Raw genomic sequence first — 19,717 nt, forward strand, 5'->3', positions numbered from 1 at the left:
TTCCTCGCCGCCGCCGGCACGGTCACCTTCGTGCTGGTGCAGATCAGCCTCGTCCCCTCCCTGGTCGGGGCGGCCGAGCTGCCGAAGGCCAATGCGCGCACCGAGCTCGCCCGCGCCGCGGCGGTCGCAGCCGCTCCGTTCATCGTCGGTCTGCTCGCCGAACGGGTCTCCCCCATGGCGGGCTATCCCCTGGCCGCCGCGCTCGCCTGCGGCGCGCTCATCGCCGGAGCCCGCCTCGCCTTGCCCGCCGCGGCCGCGCCGACGGTTGCAAAGCCGCCCGTGCTCGCCGCCATCGCCGAAGGCGGGCGCTTCGTCGTCCGCGACGCGCTGCTGCGCGCCATCGGCCTTTGCGCGATCTTCTGGAACTTCGCCTTCATCGCCCTCACCGCGATCTTCGTGCCCTTCGCGCTGGCAAGGCTCGGCACCGACGTCGCCGGCGCCGGCCTTGCGATCGGCGCAGCCGGGTTCGGCATGATCGCCGGGGCGATCACCGCACCGGCCATCTTCGCGAAGGTCGAACCGCGTGCCGTGCTGATGTTCGGCCCCGTCTCCTCGATCGTCGGCGCCGTCATGCTGCTCGCCGCTCCGACCTTCGGCGGGCTGCCGGCCGCCATTCTCGCCTTCGCCCTCATCGGCTTCGGCCCGATGCTCTGGTCGGTGATGCAGACCTCGGTGCGCCAGCTCGTGACGCCGCCCGGCCTGATGGGCCGGGTCACCGCCACGATCCAGGTCGCGGTCTACGGCGTGCGGCCGCTCGGCGCTCTTGCCGGCGGCACGGTCGGCCAGATCTTCGGGCTCGATGCGGCCATGCTGCTGGTGGCGGTTGCCTTCGCGCTGTCGGCGCTGGTGTCGGTCGCCTCCCCGCTCGCCAGCCTCAGGGCCATGCCGGCGCCCGCCGCTGCCTGAGGCGCATGCCCGCCGTCCGCGGCCGGCAGCATGGGCCGGCCGTGCTCGGCCCATCGGCCGATTGACTTTGGTCCGCCACGCATGGTCGCCTGGAACAGGCTCGCCCCAGGGCGGCCTCCCCTCCAGTACGATTGGAACGTCCTTCATGCCCGCCGCCATCGACCATGCCCGCCTGCCGACGCTCGGACACGGCTTCTTCTGGCAGGATCTCGCGGTCGGGCAGACGTTCAAGACCTTCCGCCGCACCATCACGGAAGCGGATCTGGTCGGCTTCATCGGCGTGACCGGCATGGCCGAAGCCATCTTCATCGATGCAGCCTATGAGCACGGCGCGATCGCCGGCCGCCCAGTACCCGGCGCGCTGACCTATGCGATCATCGAGGGGTTCATCCTACAGTCGATGATCCAGGGCACGGGGCTCGCCATGCTCGAACTCGCCCAGACCATCCATGCGCCGGTCAAGGTCGGCGACAGCGTCTGGGCCACCGTCGCGGTGACCGAGATCCGCCCGACCTCCAAGGCCAATCGCGCCATCGTGACCTCGCTCATCACGGTGTTCAACCAGCGCGAGGAGCCAGTCATGACCTATACCGCCAAGCGCCTGCTCGCGGGCCGCCCTGCGGCGTGATGTACGCCGCGCGGCCGCAGCTGGCCGCTGCGGTGCGCGCCGCCCGATCATCAGCCCGCGAGCGCCACCAGCTCGCGCGTGAGCTCGGCTTGCGGGTCGGCAAACGGCAGGACCACCGTGAAATGGTTGGCGCCGTCCACCGCGATCGCCCGTGTTCTCGCGCCCATGACCGCCCAGAGCTCGACGAGGCTGCTGGTCTGGCGCAGATATTCGGGCGCCTCGGCGCCGCCGACGACAGCGGTCACGCCGAGGCCGCGCGGCGGCGTCCAGGTCAGCGGCGACAGGCTGGCGGCACTCGCCGCATCGAGCCCCAAGGCCTTGTTGATGCTGGTCGGCACCAGCGGCGCGAGATGAAACAGGCCGGAAATCGGCAGGGCGCCCGCGATCAGGTCGGCGGGCTCGCCGAACGTCGTCCAGTCGGTGGCGGCAAGACAGGCCGTCAGGTGGCCGCCGGCCGAATGGCCGAAGGGCAGGATGCGCCGGCCATGGCGCTCGCGCAGCGCCCGGACGCAGGCGACGGTCTCGCCGACAATGTCGCCGACCGTCACGGCCGGGCAGAGGTCATAGCTCATGACCGCGACGTCGAGGCCATGGGCATTGGCGCCGCGCGCCATCTGGCTGAACCAGCTCTTGTCGAGCGCCTGCCAATAGCCGCCATGAATGAACAGCGCCAGCGGCGCGCCGGAGTGCGGCTGAGGCGCGGGGAACAGATCATAACGCTGACGCTCGCCCGCGCCGTAGGGCTGGTCCAGCAGGGCGCCGACAGCTTCGGCACGATAGGCGGCCGCTTCGCGCGCCCAGCGCTGCATCGTCTCCGGGTGATCGGGCACGCGCGCCCGATTGTTGTATTCGGCTTCCAGGTCGGGCGCGGGCACGGCGGGCTCTCTTTCATTCCGGACAGCGGCGCAGAACCTCCCCATCGAGGTCGATCCTGTCGTCGTCGAGTCGCTTGATCGGCACATTACGGCCCACCGTGCCGACGACATAGTCGCCGTCCGCAACCCCGACCTCGGTAATTGGCGTTTCCGGTTCGCCGGCAGGGCGCAGGCTGCGGGCTGTGATGCGGGTCACCCGGTCGCCACCGGCCTTGCAGGCGGCCTCGTCGCCGAACGTGCCCTCGAAGCCGAAGACGCGGGCTGGCGCGCCGCCGCTGACCACACCGAGCGCCGACCAGGTATCCAGTGCGCGGCCGATATCGGCCGGACAGGATGCCGCCGGATCGGAAAAGACGCCCGGCAGCAGCGTCGAGGCGAAACGTGCGGTCCCGCGGTTGAAGCTGCAGGCATGCACCGCCCGTGCGCCGAGATCGATCAGCACCGCAACGAGGTTCTCGTCGGGCTTGTAGCTGCCCGAAACGAACAGCAGGTCGCCGCGCCGCTCGACCGGCGTCGTCAGCGTCATCTTGAAGGTCCAGCCCAGCGCTTCCGGCTCGAGCAGAGCCGACAGCGCGTCGGTCAGCGGTGTCACGTTGAAGAAGCGGAAGCCGCGATCGATGCGGGTCCAGGGCTGGCGGCCGACCCACCAGCCGAGCACGTCCAGCGGGCCGACCAGCACCAGCCGCTCGAACCGCATCGGCTCGCCCGGCGTCAGCGACCACTGGGCATCCGGCAGGCTGGTGCGCGCCTGGGCGGTGACGACCAGCCGGCCCGCCTCGACCACGAAATTCGGATCGGCGGCGCAGCTGTCCTCACGGTCGGTCACCGTGAAGCGCTCCCGCGTCAGAGAAACATAGACCCTGGCGTAGTCGCAGCCCGCGGTATCGGTCGTGCCGCGCAGCACGACGACGTCGGCCGTGCCCACCTCGAACACCTTCGCCTCGCAGCACTCCACGAAGCGCGCGAGCGCCGCATCCACCCGCTGGCCGGCAATGCTCACGCGGCGGCCGTCGGAAAAGCCGGAGGGGCCGCCGGCCTGCCGATAGGTCGTGATCTGCAACGGGCCGAAGCGGGTCGGCACGGCCTGCTCATGCGCGACGCGCGCCTTGCCGGCGCGGATCCGCTTTTCGAGATCGACGTCCCGGACGAGCGCGCCGAAATGCCGGAAGGCGCGATCCGGCGGATCGCGGAAGCCGCCCTGGCGGACATAGGCCGCGATCGCTGCCGACAGCGTCTCTGAGCTCTCGCCGTCGACCGGTCCCTGGTACAGTCCAAGCGCCCTCAGATCCTCCTGCAGGGCACGGATTTCCGCTTCCTGGGCATGCCCCGACCTGCCCGCGGCGAGAAGAACGGCGCCGGCTATGGCGAGGGGCACGCAGACCGCGAACAGCGCCGCAGCGAAGCGCCGGGCCGCTGCGGCGGCCGGCCGCGTCAACACGCGATGACAAGCGTCCAACACAACAACCTCTCGCGGTTCCGAACGACGCCCAATGTCCATGGAACCCGAAAACCCGCCTCGCGGCGCATGCCGGACGAGGCAAATCTCAGTTTCGGACCACCAACGCCCGCTGGCCGGGCGCATGCCCGCCACTTTCCATAGCGCCGGTCGCGCGACAAGCCCACAGGCAAGCGGCAGCAATGCCGATCAACCGGAACCTTCGCCCTTCCCTCTCGCCGGTCCGGGCCATAGGGTCGCAGCCCTGCCCAGCCGCGGGCTTGCCCGCGGCCCATGCCCCGGAGCCGTTCCCATGCGCAGCGATCAGGCCAAACCCGTCAAGCTTGCGGACTATCGCGTGCCCGACTACCGGGTTCTCACGGTCGATCTCGATGTCGCCCTCCATCCCACGGCGACGCGCGTGGTCGCAACGCTCACCGTCGAGCCGCACCCGCAAGGCGCGGCCGGGGCGCCGCTCGTCTTCGATGGCGACGAACTGGTGCTCGTCTCGCTGGCGCTCGATGGCCGGCCGCTCGCCCCCGAGGCGCATGAGGCGACGCCCGACCGGCTGCTGATCCACCGGCCGCCGCCCGGCCGCTTCGTTCTGACCATCGAAACGCGCATCGATCCGCAGGCCAATACCCAGCTCATGGGACTCTACCGCTCGTCCGGGACCTGGTGCACGCAATGCGAAGCGGAGGGCTTCCGCCGCATCACCTATTTTCCCGACCGGCCGGACGTGCTGGCGGTCTATACGACACGCATCGAGGCCGACAAGGCCGCAGCACCTGTCCTGCTCGGCAACGGCAACCTGGTGGCGAGCGGTGACCTGGAAGGCGGCCGGCATTTCGCCGTCTGGCACGACCCGCATCCGAAGCCGAGCTATCTCTTCGCCCTCGTCGGCGGCGACCTTGCCGTCATCGCGGACGAATTCGTCACCCGCTCGGGCCGGACCGTCGCGCTCCGGATCTATTCCGAGCACGGCAAGGAAAACCGCACCGCCTATGCCATGGACGCGCTGAAACGTGCCATGCGCTGGGACGAAGAGGTGTTCGGCTGCGAATATGATCTCGACATCTTCATGATCGTCGCGGTGAGCGACTTCAACATGGGGGCGATGGAGAACAAGGGCCTCAACATCTTCAACGACAAATATGTCCTGGCCCTGCCGGACACCGCGACCGACCAGGACTATGCCCATATCGAGGCGATCATCGCCCACGAATATTTCCACAACTGGACGGGCAACCGGATCACCTGCCGCGACTGGTTCCAGCTCTGCCTCAAGGAAGGCCTGACCGTCTTCCGTGACCAGGAATTCTCCTCCGACATGCGCTCGCGCGCGGTCAAGCGCATTGCCGATGTGCGCCTGCTCAAGGCCCAGCAGTTCGCCGAGGACGCCGGCCCCCTCGCCCACCCGGTGCGCCCCGAGATCTACAACGAGATCAACAATTTCTACACCGCGACCGTCTACGAGAAGGGCGCCGAGGTCATCCGCCTCCTGAAAGTGCTGATCGGCGCCGAGGCTTTCCGGATCGGCATGGATCTCTATCTGTCCCGCCACGACGGCGACGCCGCGACGATCGAGGACTTCGTCGCCTGCTTCGCCGAGGCGAGCGGCCGGGACCTCGGCCAGTTCTTCCTCTGGTATCGGCAATCCGGCACGCCCGAGGTCGGCGTGGAGACCCGCCACGACCCCAAGGCCGGCACGTTCACCCTGGACATTCGCCAGCAGCTCGGCCCAACGCCCGGGCAGCCATCGAAGGAGCCGATGGCGATCCCGCTCGCCCTCGGCCTCATCGGCCCCGATGGCGCGGAGAGGCCGCTGCTCACCGAGGAGGGGCAGAGCGTTGCCGGCGTCATCGCACTCAGCGCCGGCCGCCATCGCTTCGTCTTCACCGGCCATCCGACGCGGCCGGTCCTGTCGATCAACCGCGGCTTCTCGGCGCCCGTCCGTCTGACCACCGATCTGACCGAAAGCGATCTGATCTTCCTCAGCCGCCACGACAGCGACCCCTACAACCGCTGGCAATCGATCCAAACGCTCGCGACACGCCAGCTGATCGCGGCAACGACCGCTTCGCGGACCGGGGCAGCGGCACCGGCCGGCCGGCCGCTGATCGACGCGCTCGGCGCGGTCCTCGCCGACAGCCAGCGCGACCCGGCCTTCGCCGCGCAGGCCCTGAGCCTTCCCTCCGAGGCCGACATTGCGCGCGAGCTTGGCCAGGAGGTCGATCCCGACGCGATCCAGGCTGCCCGCCTGGGGCTCCGGCGCGATATCGCCGACCACCTTGCCGACGCCCTCGCGGCCAGCCTTGCCGCGCTTGAGAACCGCGGTCCGTTCTCGCCCGATGCCGCATCGGCAGGCCGGCGAGCGCTCGCCAATGTCGTGCTCGATCTCTGGACGGCGAACGGCGCCGACGAGCGGATCGGTCTCGCCGAGCGACGCTTTGCCGCCGCCGACAACATGACCGATCGCCTTGGCGCGCTCGCGACGCTTGCCCAGCATGCCGGCCCGCGGCGCGAGGCCGCCTTCGCCGCCTTCTACGAACGCCACGGCGCGGACGAACTGATCATCGACAAGTGGCTGGCCCTGCAGGCCGGCATCGGGGAAGCCGGCACGCTGGAACGGGTCAAGGCCCTGATGGCCCGCCCCGGCATCAATTTTGCCAATCCGAACCGTCTGCGCGCGCTCGTCGGCAGTTTCGCGATGATCAATCAGACGCAGTTCAACCGGGCCGACGGCCTCGGCTACGACTTCCTGGCCGAGGTCGTGCTCGATGTCGACGCCAGGAACAGCCAGGTGGCGGCGCGGCTCCTGTCAGCCTTCCGTTCGTGGCGGGCCATGGAGCCCGGCCGGCGCGCCCTCGCCCAGGCAGCGCTGCAGCGGGTCGCCGCGGCGCCGCGCCTCTCCGCCGACGTGCGCGATATCGCGGACCGCTCGCTCGCCTGAAAGGCCCGGCCGGCCTCGATTTCACAGCGCGCGGCCGCATTGATTTACGGTCGGGAAAGCACGTCGAAAACGGCATTTAATCCTATGCCGTTTACCAAATATTTCCTTTTTGGTGGAGGACCGACTCTAGACAGTTGCCCCTCAAATCGATTCTTATGTCCGCGATTCGGGAGCGGCGGCGACATTTCTCCCGATGAAATCATCTGATTGCGGACGGGGGACCGGCGATGGCGCGCGATGGTGCGGCCAGCGCGGAAGCGCGGATTCATGCTCAGGGTGCGCGCGGCTTTGCACAGCCGATCAGCGCCTCCCTCGAGACCTGGCTCGCGCCCTACGAGCCGCTGCTGCGGCGCCTCGTGCCGAGCCTGATCGTCGCCTTCCTGGTCGTCATGGGCGCCGGCGCGGTGCTCCAGATCTACAACAACCGCATCGAGACGCTGAACGCGGCGGCCGAAGAGCTGGCGATGATCGCCCAGGCCTTCGACGACAATCTCGGCCATCGCGCACCGGTCGGTGCCGGCGAATTGACCGCGGCCGCCCAGGCGGCGCTCAATCTCGCCACGACGCGCGCGACGACAGGCATCAACCGCGCCATGGTCGTCACCGATCCGGCCGGCCTCATCATCGCGGCGATCCCGGCCCGGACCGCCGGCATCCATGTCGGGCGCTCCGCCGCCCAAGTCTTCGGAGCCGCCTTTGCCGGCGCTGAAGTCGACCGGCAGCAGATCGCCGCGCAGTTGACGCTTGCCGACGGCACCGGAGCGCTGGTCGCGGTGCGCGCCCTCCAGGCGCCGCTGCAGCGGCTCTATGTCATCCAGCCGGTCGAGGACGCGCTCGCCAACTGGCTGAAATCCTCGCTGCTCACCGGCACGCTGTTCGCGACCACCGGCCTGCTCCTGCTGGTGCTCGGCCTCGCCTTCCACATCCAGACCGTTCGTGCCGCAACCGCCGACATGGTCAACCAGAATGCCCGCGCCACCATCGACGCCGCGCTCGAGAGCGGCCGCTGCGGCCTGTGGGACTGGGAGATCGGCAGCGCGCAGATGTTCTGGTCGGCCTCGATGTTCGAGCTGCTCGGCCTCAAGCCGCGCGAAGGGCTTCTGACCATTGCCGAGCTGCAGCCGCGGCTGCATCCCGACGACAGCCACCTCGCCGAAATCGGCATATCGATCCCGCTCGATCCGAGCGAGACCATCGACCATCAGTTCCGTATGCGCCACGCCGACGGCCGCTGGGTCTGGCTGCGGGCCCGCGGGCGCTGCCTCAGCGTCGCCGGCGTGCGCCAGCCGCGTTTCGTCGGCATCGTCGTCGACATCACCGAACAGCTGGCCCTGGCCGAGCGCACCGCGGCGGCGGACATCCGCATCCGCGAAGCCATCGAGACGATCTCCGAGGCCTTCGTCGTGTGCGACGATCGCGAGCGTATCGTCGTCTGCAACTCGAAGTTCCGCGAACTGAACGGACTGACCGAAGAGGGCGCACGCGCCGGCACGCCCTATCACGAGGCGCTCGCCATGGGCAGCGCGGCGAAGATCGTCGACGGCCGTGTCCTGTCGCAGCCCAATGCGGAAGGTGCGCGCGATCTGGAGGTGAATCTCGAAGACGGCCGCTGGCTGCAGATCAGCGAAAGGCGAACCCATTGCGGCGGCTTCGTTTCGGTCGGCACCGACATCACCGCGCTGAAGCGCCATGAAAGCGAGCTCACCGCCAGCGAGCAGCGGCTGCGCGCCAGCGTCGCCGACCTGCAGCGCAGCCGCTACACGCTGGAAATCCAGACTCAGCAGCTCGCCGAGCTCGCGGAAAAGTACGGCGAGCAGAAAACGCGTGCCGAAGAGGCCAATCGTGCCAAGTCGGAATTCCTCGCCAATATGAGCCACGAGCTCAGGACGCCGCTGAACGCCATTATCGGCTTCTCGGAGATCCTGAAGGAAGGCCATTTCGGGCCGATCGGCGTCCCCAAATACAGCGAATATGCGCGCGACATCTACGACAGCGGACACTTCCTGCTGTCCGTGATCGACGACATCCTGGAAATGTCGCGGATCGAGGCGGGGCGGCTGAAGCTCGATCCGCGCGAGACGCGTCTCGAGGAGACGCTGGACGAGACCATGCGGGTTCTGGCCAAGATGGCCTCGGACAAGCGGATCGTCATCGACGCCGCGATCCCGCAAGGCCTCGAACTGATGGCCGATCGGCGGGCGGTCAAGCAGATCGCTCTCAACCTCCTCTCCAATGCGGTCAAGTTCACGCCGCCAGGCGGCATGGTGTCGGTGCGCGTGCGCAAGGCGCGCGGCGTGGTGGTGCTGGCCATCGAAGATACCGGCATCGGCATACCGCGCCAGGCGCTGCGCAATCTCGGCCGGCCATTCGAACAGGTTCAGAGCCAGTTCTCCAAGAACCACAACGGGTCGGGCCTCGGCCTGGCGATCGCCAAGTCGCTGGCCGAAATGCATGGCGGCTCGCTCAGGATCCGCTCCGCCGAGGGCCGCGGCACCACGGTGGTCGTGCGCCTGCCCGTCGATGGGCCCGCCGCGATGAAGGTTCAGGCCTGAGGCTGCCTGCAACCCGCGCGCGGTTCGTGCGTTGATGCGGCACCGGAGCCTTTCGGGCCGCACGGACGGCGACCTCGGCACTCCCGACATGGCCGATCCCGCCTGACGGCAGCCCTTGGCAGCGGTTCACATTTCCGGGCGAGACATGCGGGCAAGAGGTCGAACCCATGGTTTTCGACGCGGCGGGCGCGCTGTTCTGGCTGATCATTCTGATGGGGGGCATCGCCGTCGCGGTCTGGATCCTGTTCGGCTTTGCCCTTCGCGCCATCGACCAGATCATGGCCTCGCCCGCCTCGAAGCCGGAGCGGATCCTCTGGAGCGTCCTCGTCCTCGCCCTGCCCGGTGTCGGCCTTGCGATCTGGGCCCTGTTCGGCCCGCGGTCGGAACCCGATCCGCCCGGCCGCTGAGGCTCAGATCGGTCCGACGACGCGGACGAAGCTCTTGCGCACCGCCTTCTGCATCTCGCCGAGATGAGCATTGAGCGTGACGAAATCCGGCAGTTCGCCGGCACGGGCCAGAAGCCGCTTCAGACCGGGTGAGCCGACCGCCGGATCGAACCGGTCGACCAGGCAGAGCCGCAGGATCTGGGTCAGCCGCTGGTACAGCCGGCAGGCCGATCGCAGCACGTCCGCATCCTCCGCTTTCAGCAGTCCGGCGGTCGCCGCCTTGTCCAGAACGCGCAGGGTATTGGTGTCGAGAATGTCGGGATGCTTGTGCGCGTGGACGAGCTGCAGCGCCTGTGCGACGAACTCGATGTCGATCAGGCCGCCGCTGACATATTTCAGGTCCCAGCGGTCGTCGTCGCCCTTGTCCTCGGCGATGGCGCGGCGCATGTCGATGATGTCGCCGAGCGTCGCCTTGGCCGTGCGCCTGGCGGTCAGCACGGCGCGGATCGCCGCCTCGACATCCGCCTGAAAACCAGGGCTCGCCGAGATCACGCGGGCGCGGGTCAGCGCCATATGTTCCCAGGTCCAGGCTTCCTCGGTCTGATAGGACCGGAAACCGTCGAGGTGCGTGGCGACCGGACCGGAGCGCCCGGAAGGCCGCAGCCGGAGGTCGACCTCATAGAGCACGCCTTCGCTGGTCGGCACCGACAGGGCGCTGATCAAGCGTTGGGTGAGCCGCGCGAAATAATGGCTGCCGACCAGCGGACGCGCCCCGTCGGAGGCGTTCTCGTCGGGATCGTGGGCGTAGAGCAGGATCAGGTCGAGATCGGAGCCGGCGGTCATTTCACGGCCGCCGAGCTTGCCCAGCGCCACGACGGCGGAGCGCATGCCGGGAATCCGGCCATGCGCCTCGACGATCTGCTTCTCGACCGATTTGTGCAGGGCGACGATCATCCGCTCCGCGAGCCGCGCAAAGGCCTGGCCCGCGGCTTCGGCCGACACCGTGCCGGCCAGAACCCGGACGCCGACCAGGAACAGCTGCTCCTGTCCGAAAATGCGGACGCGGTCGAGCACCTCTTCCGGATGGCGGGCAAGGCCGATCATATGGTCGAGGCGGCGGCTCAGCTCGGCATCCGAGGGCAGCTCGCCGAAAAAGGCCGGCTCGAGCAGCGCATCCAGCACATGGGCCCGCCGGCCGAGCAGTTCGGCAAGGCGCGGCGCCGAGCCGAGCACCTGGGCGATCAGTTCGAGCAGGTCGGGATGGGTGCGCAGCAGGGCGAGCAGCTCGATCGGCTGCGAATGGCGGGTCAGAAGCTGGTCGAAGGCCCGCAGGCCGAGATCGGCGTCGCCTGTGCGCGACATCGCCTCGAGCAGGGCCGGGGCGAGCTCGGCCACGCGCTCGCGCGCCTCGCGGGCCCTGAGGCCCCCCGACTGGGCCTCGAGCCAGCCGCGCACCGTCGCCGCGGCGGCGACGGGGTCCTGAAAGCCGAGATCGGCGAGCGCCGAAAGCGTCGAGGTCTTCGGCGGGTCCGCCGCAAGGTCGAGCGTGCCCTTCACCTCCGAAAGCGGCGGCAAGGTTTCGAACAGGCGGGCATAGGCCGCCTCGACCGGCCGCAATTCCTCGATCAGCGCATCGGCGAACGCCGCCCGGCTCTTGAAGCCGAGGAAGCGGGCGATGCGTTCGACGTCTTCGGAAGCCTCGGGCAGGCTGTGGGTCTGCTCGTCGGCGACCATCTGCAGGCGATGCTCGACCTTGCGGAGGAAGCGATAGGCGAGCGCCAGCGCCTCGCTGGTCTCCTGCCGGACCCAGCCGGCCGCCACCAGCTGCTTCAGCCCGTTCAGCGTGTCCTTGACCCGCAAGGCCTGGTTCCGGCCGCCGGCGATCAGCTGCTGGGTCTGGACGAAGAACTCGATCTCGCGAATGCCGCCGCGACCGAGCTTGATATTGTGCCCTTCCACGGCCAGCGCGTCGTGGCCGCGGAAGGCGTGGATCTGCCGCTTCATCGAATGGATGTCGGCAACCGCCGTGTAGTCGAGATATTTGCGCCAGATGAAGGGCTCGATCTCACGCAGGAACGCAGCGCCCGCCTCGATGTCGCCGGCGCAGGGCCGCGCCTTGATGAAGGCCGAGCGCTCCCAGGTCTGGCCGAGGGTCTCGTAATAGTGCAGAGCCGCCGGCACGGAAATCGCAACCGCGGTGGCGCCGGGATCGGGCCTGAGGCGCAGATCGGTGCGGAACACATAGCCCTCCGCGGTGCGCTCCTGCAGGATCTTCACGAGGCGCTGGGTGACGCGGATATAGGCCTGCTGCGGCTCGCGGCCCGGCTTGAACGGCGCCTTGTCGGGATCGAAAAAGACGATGAGGTCGATGTCGCTCGAATAGTTCAGCTCGTGGGCGCCGTGCTTGCCCATGGCGAGCACGATATAGCCGGAATCGCGCTCGGGCGCCGCGGGATCGGCCGGCCGCAGCGTGCCCATGTCGGCCAGCTCGCGCATGAGGTGACGCACCGCCTCGGCGACCGCGGTATCGGCAGTGCGCGTCAGCGCCGCGGTGATCCGCTCCAGCGGCCAGACGTCGCCGATATCGGTCAGCGCCACCAGCAGTGCGACATGCCGGCGCAGCCGTCGCAGCGCGATGCCGACCGCCTCGTCGTCATCGGCCGCGCGGCTGGCCTCGGTGGCGGACGCGATCAGGGTCTCGAAACGGGCCTCGGGCGCGTCCACCAGCAGGTCGCGCAGCACGTCGGGCTCATGCGTCGCGATCGCGGTCAGGAACGGCGAATGCGCGAGGATGCCGGCCACCACGGCGCGCGCCTTGGCCGGCTTCAGCACCGCTTCCAGCTCGGCCGCGAGCGGGCGATCGTCGATGGCGGCGAGATAGCCTGCGATCAGCTTTGCCGCGGTGACGCCCTTGGGCAGGACGGGCGCGCCGGCAAAGCGCTCGCACAGGGGTCCGAGATGATCAGGAATGTCCATTCGCATCGATCGCAGGGTCCAGCTTCCGCGGCAGACGTAGCACGACCTTCAGGCCCGGCGCATTGTCGAGAAGAGAAAGTTTGCCTCCGTGCAGCCGCGCGACGGCTGCGGCAAGCGACAGGCCGAGCCCCGATCCCGGCCGCGAACGGCTGGCTTCGAGCCGGACGAAACGCTCCAGCACCCGCTCGCGATCGGCCTCCGGAACGCCCTCGCCGGCGTCGGCCACCGACAGCACGGCATCGGGACCGTCGACCGCAACGGCAAGGGTGATCTGGCCCGGTCGGCCTTCGGCCTGCCCGTATTTGAGCGCGTTGTCGATGAGATTGGCCACCACCTGGCCGATCAGCTCGCGGCTGCCGGTGACGATCGCCGGCACGGCCGTGACCGTCAGCGTCATGCCGGCCTCCTCGGCAAGCGGCTCGTAGAGCTCGCCCATGCCCTGTGCGATTTCGGCGAGGTCGACCGGCGCCATGCCCTCCCGCTGGTTGCCGGCCTCGGCCCTGGCGATCATCAGCAGTGCATTGAAGGTCCGGATCAGCCCGTCCGATTCGTCGATGATGCCGGCGAGAGCCTGGCGGCTCTGCTCGTCGCCCGAGGCCTGACGCAGAGCCTCTTCCGCCCGGTTCCTGAGCCGCGTCAGCGGTGTCTTGAGATCATGCGCGATATTGTCGGAGACCTCCTTCATGCCAGCCATGAGCGCCTCGATGCGCGCGATCATGGCGTTGACGCTCTCGGCCAGCCGATCGAGCTCGTCGCGCGTGCCGGCGATCGGCAGGCGTCCCGAAAGATCGCCGGCCATGATCCGCCGCGAGGTCTCGGTCATGGCGTCGACCCGCTTCAGCACGCGCCTGGTGACGAAATAGGCGCCGATCAGGCCGAGGACGAGCGCCGCGATGAGCGACAGGCGAAAACCGCTGCCGAAGATCTCCAGCACCCGGTCGCGCTCCTCGAGGTCGCGGCCGACCAGCAGGCGAAAGCCGCCGGGCAGGCCGTAGACCTGGGCGAGCGCCCGGTGCGCGCGGGCCGCAGCGGTCTCTTCGGCCCGGCGATAGTCGGTCTCGATCCAGCCCTGCCGGTTCAAGGTGCCGTCGGGCAGTTCGCCGACATTGCCGGCGACCACCTGGCCACTGAAGGTCGTGACCAGATAGAGCGAGGCGCCGGGGCGGCGGCTGCGCTCGTCGATGACATTGACCAGCCGGCGAATGCCGCCGATGGAATATTGCTCGGCGAGCCCGCGGACCTCCGCCTCGACGGTCTCGGTGATCTGGTCGGTGAACAGCCGCTGCGTCGCGAAGCCGAGCCAGCCGATCAGGAAACCGGCGAACAGCACGAACATCACGAGATAGGCGGCAATGATCTTGAAGGCGGTCGTGCGCAGAAGCGTGCGCAGCCCGGAGCCGCGCCGGCCGGCCTGCTCCTCGGACGCGGCGGCGCCGGCCGGTCCCGTCCCGGTCACGCCCGCACCGTGTAACCCGCGCCGCGAATGGTCTGGATCAGCGCCTTGTCGAAACCCTTGTCGATCTTCGAGCGCAGGCGCGAGACGTGAACGTCGATGACGTTGGTCTGCGGGTCGAAGTGATAATCCCAGACGTGCTCGAGCAGCATGGTGCGGGTGACGACCTGACCGGCATTCTTCATGAGATATTCGAGAAGGCGGAACTCGCGCGGCTGCAGGACGATCTCCTCGCCAGCGCGGACGACCCGGTGGGAGAGCCGGTCGAGTTCGAGATCGCCGACCCGGTAGACCGTCTCGGGCGTGCCGGCCGGGCGCCGGCGCGACAGGACCTCGACGCGCGCGAGCAGTTCGGAAAAGGAGTAGGGCTTCGGCAGGTAGTCGTCGCCGCCGGCGCGCAGGCCCTTGACGCGGTCGTCCACCTGGCCGAGCGCCGACAGGATGAGGACCGGCGTGTCGCGCCCCATGGCCCGGAGATCGCCGATCAGGCTGAGGCCATCCTTCTTTGGCAGCATCCGGTCAACGACGAGCACGTCATAGGGCCCCCCTTCGGCAAGGGCGAGGCCGGTCTCGCCATCCGCCGCGTGATCGGCGACATGGCCCGCCTCCTTGAAGGCCTTGACCAGATAGGACGCCGCGTCGCGGTCGTCTTCGACAATCAGAATCCGCATGTCGGGCATGGTAGGGAGGTCTCGCGCCATTCGCCAGATGCTGGATCACCCGGCGGGGTGGGTCGGACGGGTCCGCGACACGCCGCAAACCGGAACGAGGCGGACGGTGTGTGGCCCGTCCGCCTCGCCCGAGACCGATCCGTCGTGGCGGGGGGCGACTGGGGGGGTTGCCACTCCGGATCGACAGTGTGTCGCGACGGGCTCGAAAAAGGTTCAAGCCCGTCGAACTTTTTTTCAGCTCGCGCTGAACGGGATGGCGATGAACCGCTGGCCCTCGCCGGAACGCAGGCGGATGAGCGCCGAACGGCGGCCTTCGGCACGGGCCGCGGCCAGCGCTTCGTGCACGTCGCGGGCCGAGGACACCGGCCGGCCGGCGACATCCATGATCACGTCGCCCTCGCGAACGCCACGCTGGGCAGCCGGCCCCGACGGGTCGACCTCGGTCACGACCAGGCCTTCACCGCTGCCGCCGAGCTTGCCGCCGCGACCGGCCGGCTGCAGGGACAGGCCGAGCCGGGGAACCTGCGGGCTTGCCGACGGCTCGTCGCGACGTTCGCCCGGCTGCTCGCCGCGCGCCGAGGCCTGGCGCTCGTTGGGAATCTGGCCGAGCGTCAGGTTGACGGTGCGCTCGGCGCCGTCGCGCATGACGGTCAGCCGGACGGTCGCTCCCGGATGGGCCGTGCCGATGCGGCGGCTGAGCTCCCGGGCATCCTTCACCGGCTGGCCATCGACCGCCGTGATGACGTCGGACGGCTTCAGGTCTGCGCGGGCCGCCGGACTGCCGGACTGAACGCCGGCGATCAGCGCCCCCTCCGGCTTCGTCAGGCGAAGGCCCTCGGCGATCTCTTCGGTGACCGGCTGGATCTGGACACCGATCCAGCCGCGCGCCACCGTGCCGGTCTCGCGCAGCGCCGCCACCACGGTCTGGGTGGTCTCGGCCGGGATGGCGAACGCAATACCGACATTGCCGCCCGACGGAGAGTAGATCGCGGTGTTGACGCCGATCACCTCGCCGGCGGCGTTGAAGGTCGGGCCGCCGGAATTGCCGCGGTTCACCGCCGCGTCGATCTGCAGGAAGTCGTCATAGGGGCCCGAACCGATGTCGCGGCCGCGGGCCGAGACGATGCCGGCGGTCACCGTGCCGCCGAGGCCGAAGGGGTTGCCGACCGCCAGCACCCAGTCGCCGACGCGCGGTGCCTGGCTCGCAAAGCGAACGAACGGGAAGTTCGAGCCGTCGACCTTCAGCAGGGCGAGATCGGTGCGCGGGTCGGTCCCGACGACCTTGGCCTTCACGGTGCGACCGCCATCGATGACGAGATCGGCTTCGGTCGCGCCTTCGACGACGTGGTTGTTGGTCACCACATAGCCGTCGGCGGAAATGAAGAAGCCGGAGCCTTGCGCCATCGCGCGCGGACCGCCGCGCTGCGGACCACGGCCGAAGCGTTCGCCGCGCTCGCCGCGCGGGCCTTCGCCGAAGCGGCGCATGAAGCGTTCCATCATGCCGTCGCCGTCCTCGAGGCCGGGAATTTCACGGAACGACATCTGCTCGCTGGTGGCGGCGCGCGAGACGCGGACCGAGACGACCGCCGGGCGGACGCGCTCGACGACATCGGCGAAGGACGGCAAGGCGGCGGCCTGGCTGCTCTGGGCGTGAGCCGGGGCGATGAAAGTGCTCGGGGCGGCCTGGAATTGCAGGACGCCGGCGCCAATGGCGAGGGCCGCAACGGTGCCGTAGAGGGTGGTGCGCAGGCGGGGTGACATGCTTTGTCTCTCCATCGAAACGGGACACGGGAGCACCGTGGTTGCCCGGGACAATGGTGGAGCCGAGATTACGGCGCTCTGACCGGGAGATTACAGTTTGGTAAGGTCGCCGAAGCGAAGCCCGGCGCCGGGCTCCATGTGGGACCGCAGGCCGCCGATCACGACTTCAGGATGGCGTCCAGCCTGGCCTTTTCCTCGTCCGTCAGCGGTTCGGGCGGCGCGGGAGCCACCTGTCTGCGGCGGCGCAGCGCGAAGAGGATGTAGAGCCCGCCGAGCACCAGGAAGGTGGCCGGCGCCGCCCAGAGCAGCACGGTCTGGCGGCTGAGTCTGGGCGTCAGCAGCACGAACTCGCCATAGCGGTCGACCAGATAGGCCAGGACCTGGCTGTCGCTGTCGCCGGCCTTCAGCCGCTCGCGGACGAGCAGCCTGAGGTCGCGCGCAAGGCTCGCGTCCGAATCGTCGATCGACTGGTTCTGGCAGACCATGCAGCGCAGGTCCTGGCTGAGGGCGCGCGCGCGCGCCTCCAGCGCCGGGTCGGCCAGCCGCTCATCCGGCAGGACGGCGAAAGCCGGCGACGCGAGCGCCAGGACGAGCGCGGCGGCAAGCGCCCGCAGCAGCGCGAGCCGGGCCCTCATTCGGCCGCCTCGACGGGAGCCACGGCCGGCGCCGCACGCCGCGCGGCCGGCTTCGGCGCGCCGACGCGCAGGCGGCGGTCGGAGAGCGACATCAGGCCGCCGAACACCATGAACAGCGTGCCGATCCAGATCAGCAGCACCATGGGCTTGTAGTAGAAGCGCAGCGCGATGGAGCCGTCGGCCGCCGGTTCGCCCGGCGAGACATAAAGCTGCGACAGCCAGCGCGTCTTCAGCGCCGCCTCGGTGGTCGGCATGTTGCGGGCGGTGAAGACGCGCTTCGCCGGATTGAGGAAACCCGTCGCCACCCCGCCTTCGGCCACCCTCAGCCGGGCGACGACGTCGCGGTAATTGGGCCCGGTCTCGGGAAACAGGCCTTCGAAGGTCAGGTCATAGCCGGCGATCGACACTGTCTCGCCAGGCTTGACCTGGACGATCAGCTCCTGGCGGTAGGCGGTCTCCCCGACAATGCCGAGCAGCATGACGCCGATGCCGGCATGGGCGAGCGCCGTGCCCCAGGCCGAGCGCGGCAGGCCCTTGGCGCGCGCCAGGCTGACGGAAGCGGCCGCGCGGAACAGCTGGATGCGCTCGAAAACATCGAGCAGCGCGCCGGCAATGATGTAGATCGCAAGACCGATGGCGACCGGCGCCAGCACCGGGCCGCCCCAGGTGACGGCATAGGCCGCGAGGACCGCACCGACCCCGAGGCCGATCGCCCAGGTCATGCGCTGAGCGACCCCGTAGAGGTCGCCGCGCTTCCAGGCCAGGAAGGGCCCGAACACCATGACGACCAGCAGCGGCACCATCAGCGGCCCGAAGGTCCAGTTGAAGAAGGGCGGGCCGACCGAAATCTTGGCGCCGGTGAGCGCCTCGAGCGCCAGCGGATAGAGCGTGCCGACAAAGACCGCCGCGCAGGCCGCCGTCAGGAACAGATTGTTGAGCACGAGCGCGCCCTCGCGCGAGACTGGTGCGAACAGGCCCCCCTGCTTCAGGAGCGGTGCCCGCCAGGCATAGAGCGCGAGCGATCCGCCGATGAAGACCATCAGGATGCCGAGGATGAACACGCCGCGCTCGGGATCGACGGCGAAGGCATGGACCGAGGTGAGCACGCCGGAACGCACCAGGAAGGTGCCAAGCAGCGACAGCGAAAAGGTGAGGATGGCGAGCAGCACCGTCCAGACCTTCAACGCGTCGCGCTTTTCCATGACGATGGCCGAGTGAAGCAGCGCAGTGCCGGCGAGCCAGGGCATGAGCGAAGCGTTCTCGACAGGATCCCAGAACCACCAGCCGCCCCAGCCGAGCTCGTAATAGGCCCAGAACGAGCCCATCGAGATGCCCGCCGTCAGGAACATCCAGGCGGTCAGCGCCCAGGGCCGGACCCAGCGCGCCCAGGCCGCGTCGATCCGGCCGTCGATCAGCGCGGCGACCGCGAAGGCGAACGACATGGAGAAGCCGACATAGCCGACATAGAGCAGCGGCGGATGGATCGCGAGGCCGGGGTCCTGCAGCAGCGGATTGAGATCACGCCCTTCGAGCGGCGCCGGCGCAAGGCGCGTGAAGGGATTGGAGGTCTTGAGGATGAACAGGAGGAAGGCGACGGTAATCCAGCCCTGCACCGCCAGGACGTTGGCCTTGAGGCTGAGCGGCAGGTTGCGCCCGAACGCCGCGACCAGCGCCGAAAACAGCCCCAGGATCAGCACCCAGAGCAGCATCGAGCCTTCGTGGTTCCCCCAGACGCCGGAGATCTTGTAGATCAGCGGCTGCGCCGGGTGGCTGTTGAGATAGACGTTCTCGACCGAGAAGTCGGACACGAGATAGGCGTGGGTGAGGGTCGCGAAGGCGAGCGCGATGAAGAGGAACTGGCCGAGCGCCACCGGCCCGGCAATGCCCATCAGAACGGCATCGCCCTTGCGCGCGCCCCAGACCGGGATGACCGACTGGATCAGGGCCAGGGCAAGCGCCAGAACCAGGGCATAATGGCCGATCTCGGGTGACATCGTCGCTACCTCGTCGCACCGGTGCCGGCGGCGTTGCCGGCCGCCGCCGGCTCGCCGGGCCGCCAATGTCCCTGCTGGCGCAGGCTGTCGGCAACCTCTTTCGGCATGTAGTTCTCGTCATGGCGGGCGAGCACGCTGTCGGCCCGGAAGTGCCGGTCGGGCTCGACCACGCCTTCGACCACGACCCCCTGTCCTTCGCGGAACAGGTCCGGCAGCACGCCGGTATAGGACACGGCGACGGCGTTCTGGCCGTCGGTGACCTTGAAGCGCACCTGCAGGCGGTCGCCGCGCTCGACCGAGCCGGTCTCGACCAGGCCGCCGAGGCGGATGCGCTGGCCGGGCTGGATCGCACGGACCACGACGTCGGTCGGCGAATTGAACAGGGTGATCGAACCGGACAGTGCATAGAGCACGAGGCCGGCGGCCAGGCCGAGAACGCCGAGTGCCAGTCCGATCAGGGTGAGGCGGCGCTGCTTGCGGGTCATCGGACCG

The 19,717-nt window shown here is 69.1% G+C and carries 14 protein-coding genes; 5 read left to right on the forward strand and 9 right to left on the reverse strand.

Annotated elements, in window-relative coordinates:
• Together OZ671_RS22325 and OZ671_RS22330 are read left to right on the forward strand one after the other, a co-directional pair.
• Positions 1-906, forward strand: a 906-nt coding sequence (locus OZ671_RS22325; protein ID WP_268862764.1) for an MFS transporter, incomplete at its 5' end; no start/stop codon positions are given.
• A gap of 145 nt (positions 907-1,051) precedes the next feature.
• Positions 1,052-1,534 carry a MaoC family dehydratase gene (locus tag OZ671_RS22330; protein WP_268862765.1) on the forward strand — a complete coding sequence of 161 codons (483 nt, stop codon included), beginning with the start codon at positions 1,052-1,054 and terminating at the stop codon, positions 1,532-1,534.
• A 50-nt stretch (positions 1,535-1,584) separates the two neighbouring features.
• On the opposite strand, the gene OZ671_RS22335 is transcribed toward OZ671_RS22330, so the two are convergent.
• Both OZ671_RS22335 and OZ671_RS22340 read right to left on the reverse strand, forming a co-directional pair.
• Positions 1,585-2,409 carry an alpha/beta hydrolase gene (locus OZ671_RS22335; RefSeq protein WP_268862766.1) on the reverse strand — a complete coding sequence of 275 codons (825 nt, stop codon included), beginning with the start codon at positions 2,407-2,409 and terminating at the stop codon, positions 1,585-1,587.
• 13 nt (positions 2,410-2,422) lie between these two features.
• Positions 2,423-3,847: a peptidoglycan-binding domain-containing protein gene (locus OZ671_RS22340; RefSeq protein WP_268862767.1), complete on the reverse strand. Its 1,425-nt coding sequence runs from the start codon at positions 3,845-3,847 to the stop codon at positions 2,423-2,425.
• 310 nt (positions 3,848-4,157) lie between these two features.
• On the opposite strand from OZ671_RS22340, the gene pepN reads away from it, so the two are divergent.
• The 3 genes from pepN to OZ671_RS22355 all read left to right on the forward strand — a co-directional run bounded on the left by pepN (position 4,158) and on the right by OZ671_RS22355 (position 9,756).
• Positions 4,158-6,797: an aminopeptidase N gene (pepN, locus tag OZ671_RS22345; protein WP_268862768.1), complete on the forward strand. Its 2,640-nt coding sequence runs from the start codon at positions 4,158-4,160 to the stop codon at positions 6,795-6,797.
• Positions 6,798-7,024: 227 nt separating this feature from the next.
• On the forward strand, positions 7,025-9,349 hold the full coding sequence (locus OZ671_RS22350) for a PAS domain-containing sensor histidine kinase (protein WP_268862769.1): 2,325 nt from the start codon (positions 7,025-7,027) through the stop codon (positions 9,347-9,349).
• A gap of 167 nt (positions 9,350-9,516) precedes the next feature.
• The gene (locus OZ671_RS22355; protein ID WP_038309870.1) at positions 9,517-9,756 is read left to right on the forward strand and encodes a hypothetical protein; all 240 of its coding nucleotides are present in this window, start codon (positions 9,517-9,519) and stop codon (positions 9,754-9,756) included.
• 3 nt (positions 9,757-9,759) lie between these two features.
• Here OZ671_RS22355 and OZ671_RS22360 read toward each other — a convergent pair whose 3' ends face one another.
• From OZ671_RS22360 to ccmE, 7 genes are all read right to left on the reverse strand, one after another.
• Positions 9,760-12,711: a bifunctional [glutamine synthetase] adenylyltransferase/[glutamine synthetase]-adenylyl-L-tyrosine phosphorylase gene (locus tag OZ671_RS22360; RefSeq protein ID WP_268862770.1), complete on the reverse strand. Its 2,952-nt coding sequence runs from the start codon at positions 12,709-12,711 to the stop codon at positions 9,760-9,762.
• Complete coding sequence (locus OZ671_RS22365; RefSeq protein WP_268862771.1) at positions 12,698-14,167, reverse strand: sensor histidine kinase; 1,470 nt, start codon at positions 14,165-14,167, stop codon at positions 12,698-12,700. The genes OZ671_RS22360 and OZ671_RS22365 overlap by 14 nt, the downstream gene beginning before the upstream one ends.
• On the reverse strand, positions 14,164-14,835 hold the full coding sequence (locus OZ671_RS22370; RefSeq protein WP_268862772.1) for a response regulator transcription factor: 672 nt from the start codon (positions 14,833-14,835) through the stop codon (positions 14,164-14,166). Before OZ671_RS22370 ends, OZ671_RS22365 begins: the two co-directional genes overlap by 4 nt.
• A gap of 234 nt (positions 14,836-15,069) precedes the next feature.
• Positions 15,070-16,596, reverse strand: a complete 1,527-nt coding sequence (locus OZ671_RS22375) for a Do family serine endopeptidase (protein WP_268862773.1) — start codon at positions 16,594-16,596, stop codon at positions 15,070-15,072.
• Between the two features lie 158 nt (positions 16,597-16,754).
• The gene (locus tag OZ671_RS22380) at positions 16,755-17,231 is read right to left on the reverse strand and encodes a cytochrome c-type biogenesis protein (protein ID WP_442957115.1); all 477 of its coding nucleotides are present in this window, start codon (positions 17,229-17,231) and stop codon (positions 16,755-16,757) included.
• Complete coding sequence (locus tag OZ671_RS22385; protein ID WP_268862774.1) at positions 17,228-19,225, reverse strand: heme lyase CcmF/NrfE family subunit; 1,998 nt, start codon at positions 19,223-19,225, stop codon at positions 17,228-17,230. The genes OZ671_RS22380 and OZ671_RS22385 overlap by 4 nt, the downstream gene beginning before the upstream one ends.
• A 5-nt stretch (positions 19,226-19,230) precedes the next feature.
• On the reverse strand, positions 19,231-19,710 hold the full coding sequence (gene ccmE, locus OZ671_RS22390; RefSeq protein WP_268862775.1) for a cytochrome c maturation protein CcmE: 480 nt from the start codon (positions 19,708-19,710) through the stop codon (positions 19,231-19,233).
• Positions 19,711-19,717: the final 7 nt, after the last annotated feature.

The organism is Phreatobacter sp. AB_2022a, assembly GCF_026847585.1.
Classification (GTDB): Bacteria; Pseudomonadota; Alphaproteobacteria; order Rhizobiales; family Phreatobacteraceae; genus Phreatobacter.

What these genes read in the sequence shown, in the direction of transcription:
- OZ671_RS22330 (WP_268862765.1), top strand. Translation starts at nt 1,052, where the DNA reads ATGCCCGCCGCCATCGACCATGCCCGCCTGCCGACGCTCGGACACGGC.
- pepN (WP_268862768.1), top strand. Translation starts at nt 4,158, where the DNA reads ATGCGCAGCGATCAGGCCAAACCCGTCAAGCTTGCGGACTATCGCGTG.
- OZ671_RS22350 (WP_268862769.1), top strand. Translation starts at nt 7,025, where the DNA reads ATGGCGCGCGATGGTGCGGCCAGCGCGGAAGCGCGGATTCATGCTCAG.
- OZ671_RS22355 (WP_038309870.1), top strand. Translation starts at nt 9,517, where the DNA reads ATGGTTTTCGACGCGGCGGGCGCGCTGTTCTGGCTGATCATTCTGATG.
- OZ671_RS22360 (WP_268862770.1), bottom strand. Translation starts at nt 12,711, where the DNA reads ATGGACATTCCTGATCATCTCGGACCCCTGTGCGAGCGCTTTGCCGGC.
- OZ671_RS22370 (WP_268862772.1), bottom strand. Translation starts at nt 14,835, where the DNA reads ATGCGGATTCTGATTGTCGAAGACGACCGCGACGCGGCGTCCTATCTG.
- OZ671_RS22375 (WP_268862773.1), bottom strand. Translation starts at nt 16,596, where the DNA reads ATGTCACCCCGCCTGCGCACCACCCTCTACGGCACCGTTGCGGCCCTC.
- OZ671_RS22380 (WP_442957115.1), bottom strand. Translation starts at nt 17,231, where the DNA reads ATGAGGGCCCGGCTCGCGCTGCTGCGGGCGCTTGCCGCCGCGCTCGTC.
- OZ671_RS22385 (WP_268862774.1), bottom strand. Translation starts at nt 19,225, where the DNA reads ATGTCACCCGAGATCGGCCATTATGCCCTGGTTCTGGCGCTTGCCCTG.
- ccmE (WP_268862775.1), bottom strand. Translation starts at nt 19,710, where the DNA reads ATGACCCGCAAGCAGCGCCGCCTCACCCTGATCGGACTGGCACTCGGC.